Source organism: Hymenobacter qilianensis (assembly GCF_014638675.1).
Taxonomy (GTDB): Bacteria; Bacteroidota; Bacteroidia; order Cytophagales; family Hymenobacteraceae; genus Hymenobacter; species Hymenobacter qilianensis.
Genome location: NZ_BMFN01000002.1, coordinates 452,745 through 464,977 on the forward strand (window position 1 = coordinate 452,745; position 12,233 = coordinate 464,977).

General features: G+C 56.4%; 11 protein-coding genes and 1 other RNA gene. 2 read left to right on the forward strand and 10 right to left on the reverse strand.

The genetic code is table 11. The features are described from left to right. Positions 1 to 53: 53 nt before the first annotated feature. The 3 genes from IEW06_RS09790 to IEW06_RS09800 all read right to left on the reverse strand — a co-directional run bounded on the left by IEW06_RS09790 (position 54) and on the right by IEW06_RS09800 (position 3,089). Positions 54 to 806 (reverse strand): EcsC family protein, encoded by a 753-nt coding sequence (locus IEW06_RS09790; protein ID WP_188548190.1) that lies wholly within the window; start codon positions 804 to 806, stop codon positions 54 to 56. Positions 807 to 867: 61 nt separating this feature from the next. After that, complete coding sequence (locus IEW06_RS09795) at positions 868 to 1,923, reverse strand: Gfo/Idh/MocA family protein (protein WP_187732386.1); 1,056 nt, start codon at positions 1,921 to 1,923, stop codon at positions 868 to 870. Beyond that, positions 1,920 to 3,089 carry a DegT/DnrJ/EryC1/StrS family aminotransferase gene (locus tag IEW06_RS09800; protein WP_229743090.1) on the reverse strand — a complete coding sequence of 390 codons (1,170 nt, stop codon included), beginning with the start codon at positions 3,087 to 3,089 and terminating at the stop codon, positions 1,920 to 1,922. The genes IEW06_RS09795 and IEW06_RS09800 overlap by 4 nt, the downstream gene beginning before the upstream one ends. A 164-nt stretch (positions 3,090 to 3,253) precedes the next feature. Between IEW06_RS09800 and IEW06_RS09805 the strand changes: the two genes are divergently transcribed. Beyond that, positions 3,254 to 4,183: a DUF6565 domain-containing protein gene (locus IEW06_RS09805; protein ID WP_187732387.1), complete on the forward strand. Its 930-nt coding sequence runs from the start codon at positions 3,254 to 3,256 to the stop codon at positions 4,181 to 4,183. Between the two features lie 79 nt (positions 4,184 to 4,262). On the opposite strand, the gene IEW06_RS09810 is transcribed toward IEW06_RS09805, so the two are convergent. The 5 genes from IEW06_RS09810 to ffs form a co-directional block, all read right to left on the reverse strand. Beyond that, the gene (locus IEW06_RS09810; RefSeq protein ID WP_187732388.1) at positions 4,263 to 5,159 is read right to left on the reverse strand and encodes a glycosyltransferase family 2 protein; all 897 of its coding nucleotides are present in this window, start codon (positions 5,157 to 5,159) and stop codon (positions 4,263 to 4,265) included. A gap of 79 nt (positions 5,160 to 5,238) precedes the next feature. Next, positions 5,239 to 5,943 (reverse strand): cell division ATP-binding protein FtsE, encoded by a 705-nt coding sequence (locus tag IEW06_RS09815; protein WP_084447824.1) that lies wholly within the window; start codon positions 5,941 to 5,943, stop codon positions 5,239 to 5,241. 91 nt (positions 5,944 to 6,034) lie between these two features. Further along, positions 6,035 to 6,238 (reverse strand): fructose-6-phosphate aldolase, encoded by a 204-nt coding sequence (locus tag IEW06_RS09820; RefSeq protein WP_133273275.1) that lies wholly within the window; start codon positions 6,236 to 6,238, stop codon positions 6,035 to 6,037. A 107-nt stretch (positions 6,239 to 6,345) separates the two neighbouring features. Continuing rightward, the gene (fsa, locus tag IEW06_RS09825) at positions 6,346 to 7,002 is read right to left on the reverse strand and encodes a fructose-6-phosphate aldolase (RefSeq protein WP_187311237.1); all 657 of its coding nucleotides are present in this window, start codon (positions 7,000 to 7,002) and stop codon (positions 6,346 to 6,348) included. 83 nt (positions 7,003 to 7,085) lie between these two features. Continuing rightward, positions 7,086 to 7,182, reverse strand: an RNA gene (gene ffs, locus IEW06_RS09830) — signal recognition particle sRNA small type. Positions 7,183 to 7,398: 216 nt separating this feature from the next. On the opposite strand from ffs, the gene guaA reads away from it, so the two are divergent. Further along, on the forward strand, positions 7,399 to 8,931 hold the full coding sequence (gene guaA, locus IEW06_RS09835; RefSeq protein ID WP_187732389.1) for a glutamine-hydrolyzing GMP synthase: 1,533 nt from the start codon (positions 7,399 to 7,401) through the stop codon (positions 8,929 to 8,931). 367 nt (positions 8,932 to 9,298) lie between these two features. Here the strand turns inward: guaA and IEW06_RS09840 are convergent, their stop codons facing one another. Both IEW06_RS09840 and IEW06_RS09845 read right to left on the reverse strand, forming a co-directional pair. Continuing rightward, positions 9,299 to 11,215 (reverse strand): DUF4153 domain-containing protein, encoded by a 1,917-nt coding sequence (locus tag IEW06_RS09840; RefSeq protein ID WP_188548191.1) that lies wholly within the window; start codon positions 11,213 to 11,215, stop codon positions 9,299 to 9,301. Between the two features lie 100 nt (positions 11,216 to 11,315). Beyond that, a complete protein-coding gene (locus IEW06_RS09845; protein WP_187732392.1) occupies positions 11,316 to 12,014 on the reverse strand; it encodes a DUF1361 domain-containing protein in 699 nt (232 codons plus the stop codon). Positions 12,015 to 12,233 lie beyond the last annotated feature (219 nt).

Below are 12,233 nucleotides of genomic sequence, written 5' to 3' on the forward strand. Positions count from 1 at the left end.
TCCGGCCGGGCGTACTTGCAAATGCACCTACTCTTTCTCTCCTGCAACGCAACTTAGCCAGCGCTGGGGGGCAAAATAGTGCCCGCCGCTGCCAGCTGGCGCATTCGGTAGCAGTTCATGGCCGTTTCGCCGAGCTGCTCGATAAGTCGGTAGTTGGCCACCGCCCCTACTGCCGCCCCAATCACCGGCACTAGCTGGGCCAGCTTCGCCAAATCGATGTAGTCACGGTACTCCTGCTGAAAGGTGCGCCAGTCAAACTCGTTCACGTCGGTGGGTAGGGTGTGGCGGTAGGTGTCCCAATCGGCCATGCGGCGGTACACCTCATTGCGGGTGTGCTGACTGGAAAAGGCCAGCTGGAAAATGTGCAGCAGATAAAGCCGCTCGGTGTAGTCGCGCACGTCGTGGCCGTAGAGGGCGGCTACGTCGAAGAGCAGCTTGAGCTTGAGGCTCAGCAGCAGCGGAAAGTCGGCCAACCCCAGCAAAAAGCCCCCCGCCCCCGTCACGGCACCTTCGGCCGAAGCCGTGTTGCGGTAGTAGCGGATGCGGGTGCGGACCGTCGTTTCGCGCGCCACCCACGGCGCTTCCAGCAGCGGCTGGCGCGTAGTGTGCATAGACCCAAACAACACCCCGCGCACCATCTGCCGAATGGCCGTGGTAATGGCCTCATGCACGCGCTCAGGCAGCAGCGCATTCAGCCGAATCTGCACCCGCCGCGTGAAGCGGTTCAGCAGGGTGGGGCGCTGCTGCATCCGCTGTTGCCAGGCGCGGAGTTCGGTGAGGGCTTGTTGGTCGGGGGAAGAAGTCATTGGCTACTTACTATCAAGACGTAAACACCTCTTAGCTAGGAATATGGTATACGAGCCTTATTTATCCCGCTGCCTTTTTCAACTTATAAATTTGCTCGATAATCTCCACCACCTTCACTCCTTCCTGCGCATTCGTTTCAGCTGAGCTGCCGTTTCTAACCGCCTCCACCACTTCTTCGATCACCTGCACATGATTGGCGGCACTGCCTTGATAGAAGCCGTAGTGATTGGCGGGATTGGTGGGCAGCAGCGGCGGACACTCATAGTCGCGGATGTGGCAGTGCTCCACTTTGTCCATGTACTGCCCGCCAATGCGCAGGCTGCCGTGCTCACCGATGACGGTGAGGCTGCTTTCCAGGTTGCGGTCCCAGATGGCGGTGCTGTAGTGCAGGGTGCCGGTGCCGCCGCGCACTAAGTCGAAGGTAACGAGGCCGCTGTCCTCGAACTCGGTGAGGTGCTGATGATTGAAGTTGTGGAAGCGGGCTTGCAGGTTGGTTACATCGCCAAAAACCCAGTAGAGCAAATCAATGAAGTGGCTGAACTGGGTGAAGAGCGTACCGCCGTCTTGGGCGCGGGTGCCATGCCAGCTGCCGGGGCGGTAGTAGCGGGCATCACGATTCCAAAAGCAGTTGATCTGAACCATAAAAATGCCCCCCAGACGGTTCTCCTCTATCACCTGCTTCAGCCAGACGGCCGGCGGGGAGTAGCGGTTCTGCATTACGCCAAACACGAGTCGGCGAGCCTGGGCGGCGGTAGTCAGAATCTGCTCGGCATCGGCGGTGCGCAGGGCCAGCGGCTTCTCCACTAGCACATGCAGTCCGTGGCGCAGCCCGGCAATGGCCTGCGGCGCGTGCAGGTAGTTGGGCGTAGCCACGGTGAGCACGTCGGCAGACGGGCCGTGGGCGAGGTATTCTTCGAGAGAAGCGAAAAAAGGCACCCCAACAAACTCGGCAGCTAGCTCCGGCTTTTGCTCGGCCCGAATATCGATGAGAGCGGCCAGTTTGGCACCGGGCTGACGCTGCACCAACGCCGCGTGGCGGCGGCCGATGTGGCCCACCCCACAAATCACAAAGCGCACTTCAGGCTGCTCGACCCCAACGGGTAACGGTATACTCATGCAAAGGGGCGGGTTAAACCAAAAAAGGCGCGGATAGCCGTAACGATATAGCTTAGTTGGGCCGCGCTCAGCATCGGGTGGATGGGCAATGACAGCACGGTGCGGCACAAGTTCTCAGACACCGGAAACTGCCCGGCCCGTGAGCCAAGGTAGGCATAGGCGGGCTGCAAGTGCACCGGCACCGGATAATACACCATGCTCGGCACGCCCCGCTCGCGCAGATATTCTTGCAGCTCATCGCGCTGGGGGGCATTTTCCAGGGTTAGGGTGTATTGGTGAAACACGTGGCTGCTCTGCGGGTCGCGGTATGGAATGCGGAGGCCGGAAATGCCCCCCAGCGCCGCATCGTAGTGGTCGGCGATGCGCTGGCGGGCGGCAGTCCAGGCGGGCAGATGGGGCAACTTTACGCGGAGCAAGGCCGCTTGCAGCGTATCGAGGCGGGAGTTGAGGCCGATGTGCTGGTGGTGGTACTTGCGGGTTTGGCCGTGGTTGGCGAGCTGGCGCAGGAAGGCGGCGCGGGCAGCATCATTTGTAAAAACAGCGCCGCCGTCGCCGAAGGCTCCAAGGTTTTTGGCCGGAAAAAACGACGTGGTGCCTACTTCTCCTATGGTGCCGGCTGCGGCTTGGGCGCCATCGGTAAATCGATACATGGCGCCAATGGCCTGGGCGTTGTCTTCGATTAGCGGAATGCCGCGGCGCGTTGAAAGCTGCATTAACGCCTCCATATCAGCACATTGCCCGAATAAATGCACTGCTAGTACTGCTCCCGTACGCGGCGTAATGGCAGCTTCCACCGCCACCGGATCGAGGCAGAAAGTGGTAGGCAGTACATCAACGAACATCGGCCGCAGGCCCAGCACGGCGGCGGCTTCGGCGGTGGCGACATAAGTAAAAGCGGGCAGAATAATTTCGGCGTTGGGGGGCAAATTCAAGCTCATCAGCGCCAGCTGGAGCGCGTCGGTGCCGTTGGCGCAGGGAATTACGTGCGGGCCACCGAGGGCGGCGCTCAGCTCCTGGGCAAAGGCTGCTACGGCCGGGCCATTGATAAACTCTGCTTCCCGCAGCACTACGCTTATAGCCTCGCCGAGGGCAGGCTGAAGGGCGGCGTGCTGAGCTGCCAGATCCAGCATGCGAATGGGTGCGGGCGGCACAAGATTGGTGGGCAATGGGCAGGGGAATGAAGAGTGGGCGCTAAGCACCAAATATAGCTGCAACCCCCAAACTAGCAGCCCCTAGGGCATGCAACCCCTACCCGCGCGCTTGCGTTTAGCCAAACAAAGATCAGACTTCCACACTGATCATTCCACCTCAGAACTAACCCCCTACTGCCATGTTTAAGAAACGAATAACCATGCATACCCTGGCCCTCTTGCTGATGGCTGGCGGTATCACTTTCTCGCAAGCCAGCTGTTCGCGCCAAGACCGCGCGGAAGTTTCGCAGGGAAGCGACCAGGCATACAACGACTTCAAGAATTTCGTCACCGAATCGGAAGCTAAAGCACAGGCGGCCAGCAATCAGGCCGAAGCCGATTATGAGCGTGAAACCACGCAGATGAAGGCCGATTACGATGCCAAAGTGGCGGCCGTAGACCAGTATGCCGATCAGTACGATGAGGCCCGCCGTCAGGAAATCGAGCAGCTTCGGACCCGCTACACCACCGCCTACGACCAGCGCGACCAGGCATGGCGCAATAAAACCAATACTGCCAGCGGCACCGATGCTACCACGGGTGTAGCCAGTGGGGCAGGCACCATGAAGGTGGGCAAATATTACAAGCCTACCAGCCCTGCTGCTCAGCTAACTGCCGCCAACGCGCGTCAGACGTATGAGAACTTCACGCAGATGATCAAGCAGAACGAGGACCGCTACGACATCGACGATTGGCGCAACATCAACGCCGAGTGGCGGGCCCTGGATGAGGCGTATGATGCTGTAAAAGGTGACATCAGCGCCAATGACCTGGCTGCTATTCAAAAGGAAAAGCTGAAGTACGCCGCCTTTAAGTCGGTGGATAAAACCCAAGCCCGCGCCGCGCAGGGAGCCAACGCCGTGAGCGACGAGGCCAAGGAAGTGAAAGACGAGACGGCCGATGAGCGCAGCAAAGTAGGCCAGGCCGTCAGCAACACCGCCTCCGATGTAAAGGAAACCGGCAAAGATGTTGGTAAAGGTGCGGCCAAAGTCGGCAAGAAAGTAGGCACCGCCGTGAAAGGTGCCTACAAAGAAGTGAAGTCGGAAGTCAAAAACACCGACAACGACTAAGTATCCTTTCCATGTTTTCAATAAAAAAAGCCCCCCAGAGTTTCTCTGGGGGGCTTTTTTATGGACTAGCGGGTATTTATTACTTCAATGCCCGCAGCGCCCAGAGCAGCTTCAGAATATCTAGGTTGCGCAGTTGGGGAGAACTTCCCAGCAACTGACGCTTCAGCAGGGGCTCAACTGGCGCTAACGCGATACGCGTAGCCGTTCCTAAGCCCAGGCGTTGCAGCTGTAAGGCTACACGCAGCAACTTGGTATCAGCGCCCAGCGCTTCCCTGCGGTACATATACACCAGGTTCTGCACGGCCTGGCGCGAGTTGAGCAGGAATGTCTCGCCAGCCTCCAGCCCATCGTGCAACACCGGATTGTCCAGATGCTGCACGGCAATTCCGGCGGCCCGCAGGCGCCAGCCGAACTTGGTATCCTCATGCCCGTAGCGCGTGAGCGTTTCGTCCAGTTTTACCTGATCAAACACATCCGCCCGCATCAATACATTCTTGAGCTTGAACTGGGAATGCGCAGTCTGCTGGCGCACCGCCGCCGAAAAAGCCTCCCGACAGCGCCCGTAGTGCCATCGCAGGTAAGCGGCAGTATCGGTAGGCGACGTGGGTTCATACGTGGTGCCGCCCACCAGCACGGGGGCCTTCGTCTGAACAATGGCGGCGGCGTAACGAGCCAAAAAGCGAGAATCAGGCAGATGTACGTTGTTATCAAGCAACAAAAGCCAAGGCTGCTTGGCACTGGCAGCCAAGCGGTTGCGCACGGCGGAGCGCCCGATGTTGTGGGGCAATTCCCGATATGTTACCAAAGGCCAGTCAATCAGCGCCCTGTTGAGCAGGCGGCAAGGCTCCTGCGAGCCATCGTCCAGACAGATAATCTCTACGGGCCCCTTCCAATCCATTGCCTGCCCGGCCAACGACTGTACTAGCCTGGTAACGTCGCGGTTATGAACAGGAATCAGAATGGACAGACCGGGCATGTGACCATCAACATTTAGCAATCAACAATGACCAGGTATTGTGCGCTTGCTCATTGCTACATGGCAATTGTAGAAGGCGTTATTCGGTCAGCTTGAAAGAAACCTGAGTTGAATCGATCAATTGCCCGTTCTCGCACTTCAGCACCCGCTTCGGGTACTGCCGGATGATCTGGTAGTTGTGCGTAGCCATCAGCACGGCCGTGCCCGCATTGTTGATTTCCACGAACAAGCGCATGATGTCGGCCGCTACTTCCGGGTCGAGGTTGCCGGTAGGTTCGTCGGCCAGCAGCAGCAATGGTTCGTTGAGCAAAGCGCGGGCAATAACTACCCGCTGCTGCTCGCCACCCGAAAGCTGGTGGGGCATTTTGCTGGCCGAGTTGGCCAGGCCCACGCGCATCAGCACTTCCGACAAGCGATTCTGAATGCGGGCCTTCCCGCTCCAGCCCGTTGCCTTTAGCACAAAAATCAGGTTTTCGGCTACGGTGCGGTCGAAAAGCAGCTGAAAATCCTGGAAAATAATGCCCAGCTTGCGCCGCAGATACGGCACCTTGCCGGAGCTCAGCTTTTGCAATGGAAAACCGGCCACGGTACCCACGCCCCCACCCAGCGGCAGATCGGCGTACAGCGTTTTAAGCAACGAGCTTTTGCCCGAGCCTGTCCGACCGACCAGATAAGCAAACTCGCCTTTTTCGAGGGTGAAGGTAATTTTTTGCAGTACCGTATTCACGTCCTGCATAATGTAGGCGTCGTGGAGCTCAACAACGGGTACGGCGGAATCTGACATAGTAACTATAACGCGAAATGAATCTGAGTGAGCTGCCACGGCGGGCCACTCAGTGAATACGAAGGCTGGGGGGCTTTTTTAAGCCTAAAGCTCAGACTTCCAGCTTTTGCAGCTTTCCAAATTCCAAACCCGCAATCACCCCGGCCAGGGCTGTTTCCTTGCCTTCCAGCCCGTAGCGGTGCAAATCCTTCAAAGGGCGGTCGGCGCGGAAGTACGCAATCAGCACAAATTCCTCGTCGCGGAGCTGAATGTAGTCCGGAATTTTGGCCTTGCCTTTTACTTTGATGATGTACATATGGAGAGGAGCTAGAAGCTAGGATTCAGGAGTTGGAAGTCAGGAGCTAAAAAAGGAGATATGAACTACTCCTGTCTGCTGGCTCCTGACTTCTAATTCCTCAAAAATCATCCGTTCACCTTCTTATGATCGGCCAGAAACTGGGCCAGTCCTTTGTCGGTCAGCGGATGATTAAGCAAGCCGGTAATAACGTTGAGCGGACAAGTCACCACGTCAGCCCCGATTTCGGCGCACTGAATCAGGTGCGGCACGTGGCGCACCGACGCGGCCAGCACCTGCGTTGGGTAGCCGTAGTTGCTGAAAATATCCACTATCTGCTGCACCAGCACCAGTCCATCGTGCCCGATATCGTCTAAGCGGCCCACGAAGGGCGATACGTAGGTAGCCCCGGCTTTAGCGGCGAGCAGCGCTTGCCCGGCCGAGAAAATCAGGGTGCAATTGGTTTTGATGCCTTTTTCCGAGAAGTGCTTGATGGCTTTCACCCCGTCGCGGGTCATGGGCACTTTCACCACGATGTTAGGGTGCAGTTCGGCAAACATCTCGCCCTCGCGCACCATATCCTCGAAGGTGATACCGATAACTTCGGCCGACACGTCGCCATCTACCATCTCGCAGATCTGCCGGTAGTGGGCCATAATGTTGTCCATACCTTTGATGCCCTCTTTGGCCATCAATGATGGGTTGGTAGTCACGCCGTCCAGTACACCAAGCTCTACGGCTTCCTGAATTTCGCGCAGGTTAGCGGTATCAATAAAGAATTTCATGCGGTAGGTTATTACAAGAGAATGCCCCAAAGCTACCCAATTGCCGGCAAACGCGGCACTGGGTTTCGTTGGGGCATGGGCAAAAAAAAGCGAGCCAAAATCGCACCGCTCAACCGCCTACCCTTGCTACCTTCCGGTCCTGGGGGAGTTCAGCAGGAGCTGGTCGTTCTGACTCGCCGTTGCAAAGATAGACTACAGATTCGGCAGATGAAGCCAATTGTCCTGATTATTTTACGCTGAAGCAGCTAACCACAGAGTATCAACCACTTCAGATTGGGGATAACAGGCATTTAACAGCCATAAATCGGGCGGATGCACAAAACAGTTCTACTTCAGCCTGCATAATAGCCCCCCTACTGATTTTGCAGGCTCGCGTTGGCCTCCTTACCTTTGCCCATGCCCCAACAGATTCTGATTCTTGATTTCGGCTCCCAGTACACGCAGCTCATTGCCCGACGCATTCGCGAGCTGAACGTCTACTGCGAGATTCATCCCTACACGCACGCCCCGGCCCTCACTGAGGATATCCGGGGCGTGGTGCTTTCGGGCTCGCCCTGCTCCGTGCGCGACCCTGACTCTCCCAACCCCGATTTGAGCCAATACCTGGGCCACGTGCCGGTGCTGGGCGTGTGCTACGGCGCGCAGCTGCTGGCTCAGCAGGGCGGCGGCGAAGTATTGCCCGCTACCATCCGCGAGTACGGCCGCGCCCGCATCAGTCACCTTGACCGGAGCAGCCCGCTTATGCGGGAGCTAAGCCTCGAATCGCAGGTGTGGATGTCGCACGGCGATACTATTCAAACGTTGCCCCCCGGCTACGAGATTATTGCCAGCACACACGAGGTAGACGTAGCCGCGTATCATATTGCTGGCCAGCCCACTTACGGCATTCAGTTTCACCCCGAGGTAACGCATTCTACCCAAGGCAAAACGCTGATGCGCAACTTTGTGGTCGATATCTGCGGCTGCGACCAAAGCTGGACGCCGGAGCACTTTGTGAGCAGCATGGTGGCGGCCTTGCAGCACACCATCGGCGAAACCGATCAGGTGATTCTGGGCTTATCCGGCGGCGTCGATTCCTCAGTGGCAGCTTTGCTGCTGCACGAAGCCATCGGGCCGCGTCTGCACGGCATTTTCGTGGATAACGGCCTGCTGCGTAAAGACGAGTACGAAGGCGTATTGCAGGCCTATGAAGTGCTGGGCCTAAACGTGCGCGGCGTGGATGCTTCGCAGGAGTTCTATTCGGCGCTCGCCGGCCTCTCTGATCCCGAGCTAAAGCGCAAAGCCATCGGCCGCACCTTTATTGAGGTATTTGAGCGCGAAGCTAAAAAAGTAGAAGGCGCTACCTGGCTGGCCCAGGGCACTATCTACCCCGACGTGATTGAATCGGTGTCGGTGAAGGGGCCGGCCGTGACGATCAAAAGTCACCACAACGTGGGCGGCCTGCCGGAGCTGATGAACCTGAAAGTAGTGGAACCGTTGCGCATGCTGTTCAAAGACGAGGTGCGCGAAGTGGGCGCGGCCCTAAATTTGCCCCCCGATATCCTGAACCGGCACCCTTTCCCCGGTCCTGGTTTGGCTATCCGCATCCTCGGCGACATCACGCCCCAGAAAGTACTGCTATTGCAGAAAGCTGATGCCATCTTCATTGATTCGCTACGTGAGTATGGCCTCTACGACAAAATCTGGCAGGCGGGCGTGATGCTTTTGCCCATTCAGAGCGTGGGCGTAATGGGCGATGAGCGCACCTACGAGCAGGTAGTAGCCCTGCGCGCGGTGACCAGCGTAGACGGTATGACCGCCGACTGGGCCCACCTCCCCTATGACTTTCTGGCCCACGTCTCGAACAAAATCATCAACCAGGTGCGCGGCATCAACCGCGTGGTGTACGACATTAGCTCGAAGCCGCCCGCTACCATTGAGTGGGAATAAATAGGACGTTAATAAAGCAAAAGCCGCTTCGGTAACCCGAAGCGGCTTTTGCTTTATTAACGTCCTATGAGAAATCCACAGTTCCTTATCCCATTCGCAACTGTGATTGTAGTTGCCTTTTGCTTATGGTTAAGTTGGCCAGGATTAAAGTGGCCTCCGCCACAACCCCTATGGAAACGGGTTCTCTTAGTGATCTGCTTTTTGATAAACCTTGCAGCTGGTATTCTTTTATTTTTTTTGGTTTTGGGTATAATAATTACTCAAACACATCATTCACAAGTATCTGATCGTTAATTATTTAATCTATTCAAACAGCCTTCTCAAGAGGAATAAAAAAGCCCCCCAGATGAATTGCTGGGGGGCTTTTTTATTCCTCTTGAGAAGGCTGTTTGAATGTTAGGATAGCGTCGGCGGCGTAATAGTAGGTAGGCGGTTGCTTCGGTTTCTGCTCTCGGCGGATGTAAGTAAACAATACGCGTAGCTGCATTGTGGCACTAGAAGCTGTAAGGCTGAGAGTTGGGAGTTGTACATTTTCATAGCCACCCTGTTGTCTGTTGCGAGCCAATGAGTCGGCGAAGCCAGCTGGCGATACGGAGAGGATTGACTGCCAACGATTCGGCTGAGTAAGGCGCTCCAGATAAATATAGCGGCCGGTTTTGGTATGGCGCAACCGAAATGTGCCTTCAGCCAGCTTAAACGTATCAAGCGCCGCGCTACCATTTATGCGTCTCTTTATGTGGCTCTCGCGGTTCCTGTAGCTGTTTATGTTGCGTAGCCAGTAATATCCAGGCCCAAGAACCGTCACATGAGATTCGACAGGCTCAAAATAGAGGTTTTGGCCTTGATCTTTGGTCGTTTCGGTTTCGTGATAGTCTACTCTTTCCAACCCGCTCACGTCAAACAACCGTTGCTGCTGCCAATCGCGCCTTTCCAAATGTTTGCCCTGCAACGAATCGGGCGTGACGAGCGAAGCGGTAAAAAAGGGCTGCACGGCATCCAGATTATTACGCTCAGCGAAGAAGTCAAAAATAGACGTGATACGCTTACCTGCTTCCTTGGGCAACTCGGCAACGCGCTGACCAGCACTATCAAGCTTACCATTTTGCAGCAGCTTGTACTCCTCGCTAACCTCGCGCAGTTGGGCCAACTGGCTACGCTCGGCCACCGAAAAAGCCCCCCAGGGGCCGCCAGCCGACAAAAACGCAACGACGGCCAAGGAGGCAGGAATCCAGATGATGCCCCGCCCCTGCCGCACCAGAAAGTAAATGGTGATTATGGTGAGCCAGGCGGCCAGGGCCAGCACCAGATACCGCTCCTCCGTGATTCCATAGGCGCGAATACGTGTACCAATGGCCACAACCAACAGCCCCAACAGCGGAAACAAAGACCAATAAAACCAACGTGCGAATGTGCGAATCCAGGTGTTTTCGGCATTGTCGCGGATGGGATGGATGAGCAACAAAGCGAAAATACCCGCCACGGCTAGCGCCAGTATTAGCGTGGATACCCACCCTTTTGGCAGCTCCCACAACCCCAGAATCCGGGCCATGTAAGCGTAAAGGATGACTAGGTACAAGACTACCAAGGGCAAGAGCACGAATTGAGTAAAGAGCTTCAGTTCCTTTGGATAAGTCGCTTCCTGCTCCAACGCCTCAAAGTCTTCGGGCACGCCAGCCAGGAAGAACCAAGTATTGAATATCGTACCCAACACCGTGAATAAGTGAGGGTAAACCTTGTTATCAATATCGACATCAAACAAGTTATCAACCGCCACCAGAGCCAGCGAGCAGCCAACAAACAATACACCCGAATACACGCCCGCCGTCAGAATGCGGATGAACAGTGTCTCATTGTAGCGCCAGAACCCAGGGGTATCAGCTTGCCGGCGCAGTTCGAGTAAATAGGGCGATACAGCTACCAACAGGTGCATCCCAATTAGCATCAGTAGCAGCCGCAGTCCCCAAACCAGGTCTGGTTCGGGCGGACATAGGGTGTACCAAACCGCTAGAAGCAGTATAGCTCCGGCTTGCGTTAAGAGTTTCAGCCAACGAGGCCAATGGTAGCGCTCACCGGCCAAACTGACGCTCAGCGTAAGCGTGAGCCCCAGCACCGACGCCGAAATCAGCGGAAAAAGCCATTCAGGCAAGTTTTTTTCGAAGTCATCCAGACGCTGGGCATAGATACCAGCGGCGCACAATATCAATGCGCACAACAGCGTGAGGGGAAAGCGACGCACCACGCGGGCAGCTTCGCGCACGAGGCGCTGCAGAGAAGGCAGTTTCATGGAAAGCGCGAAATCAGCGCTACCAAATAACGCGAATATTCATTGTTTTCTATGTTATAGAGAACAGCAGGTAAACCAGAAATTTTGCCGTAAAAGTTGTTTAGCGCTCCTGCTCTTCTCTATGCATACCCGCGAGCTGGCGAACTGTGATATAACCCAGCAGCAGGAACGCGGAAAAGAGAACAGTGACGCCGTAAGTGCGCGGGTGAGCCATGGGGTGCAGCACCCGGTTGAGGATGTCGTAGAAGAGCGTGAGCGGATTCATAAATATATCCCAGCTGTTCCAGCGCAGGTAGCGGCCCAGATAAATCCCGAAGCTGCTCAACACAATCGCCGCCGTGGCAAAGCCCCAGCCGACGACCGTGCCCATGCGGCGGCGCACCAAGCCTTGCATCTCAATAAGGGATGCGTAAGCCAGCATTAATCCGTTCCAGGCACAGGTCAGGATCAAGGCCAGGTCGTACCAATAGGGCACGCCGGGACGCTGGGCCAGATGAAATAAGTCGGTGAGAATGTAGGGCGCGTTCGGAAAAAATAGCAGCCAGACGGCGCCAGTCGGCAGTAGCAGACGCCGCCGAACCGGCCCGGCCGCCAGGCCGAGCATCGTGCTGAGCCCGAAGGGAATTAAGGCCAGAAACAGGTTCCAGAGCAGAAACACAAACGTCAGCTCCTGCGTCATGAATACCCGAAACGTAATCAGCACGACGCTCAGGGTAATGGATGCGCCCAGCACAAACAGCAGCCCAAGACGTTGGCGCAGATGAGTGGCTGAGGGGAGCTGAGGCAGAGAAACAGGCATAAGCAGGCGAAGCGATGAGAGAAATACCGTAACGACCAAGTGCGGCGCTTGGGTATAGCCGAGCCGTGCGCACTTGCTAAAGATAAGACACGAGTCCGAAACACAAGCGTGTATGGCCTAAGCAATTGCTCGCGCGGGCTGCTCTGCGAATATTCAATGATTTGCCCCCCAGCGGCCCCAGCAGTAAATCAGCCGGACGTAAGCGGCTCCGGGCCGATA

Bases quoted from the DNA above. Each gene is read 5' to 3' on its own strand.
- IEW06_RS09845 (WP_187732392.1), bottom strand. From the start codon at position 12,014: ATGCCTGTTTCTCTGCCTCAGCTCCCCTCAGCCACTCATCTGCGCCAA.
- IEW06_RS09790 (WP_188548190.1), bottom strand. From the start codon at position 806: ATGACTTCTTCCCCCGACCAACAAGCCCTCACCGAACTCCGCGCCTGG.
- IEW06_RS09805 (WP_187732387.1), top strand. From the start codon at position 3,254: ATGTTTAAGAAACGAATAACCATGCATACCCTGGCCCTCTTGCTGATG.
- IEW06_RS09810 (WP_187732388.1), bottom strand. From the start codon at position 5,159: ATGCCCGGTCTGTCCATTCTGATTCCTGTTCATAACCGCGACGTTACC.
- IEW06_RS09815 (WP_084447824.1), bottom strand. From the start codon at position 5,943: ATGTCAGATTCCGCCGTACCCGTTGTTGAGCTCCACGACGCCTACATT.
- IEW06_RS09840 (WP_188548191.1), bottom strand. From the start codon at position 11,215: ATGAAACTGCCTTCTCTGCAGCGCCTCGTGCGCGAAGCTGCCCGCGTG.
- IEW06_RS09795 (WP_187732386.1), bottom strand. From the start codon at position 1,923: ATGAGTATACCGTTACCCGTTGGGGTCGAGCAGCCTGAAGTGCGCTTT.
- IEW06_RS09820 (WP_133273275.1), bottom strand. From the start codon at position 6,238: ATGTACATCATCAAAGTAAAAGGCAAGGCCAAAATTCCGGACTACATT.
- guaA (WP_187732389.1), top strand. From the start codon at position 7,399: ATGCCCCAACAGATTCTGATTCTTGATTTCGGCTCCCAGTACACGCAG.
- fsa (WP_187311237.1), bottom strand. From the start codon at position 7,002: ATGAAATTCTTTATTGATACCGCTAACCTGCGCGAAATTCAGGAAGCC.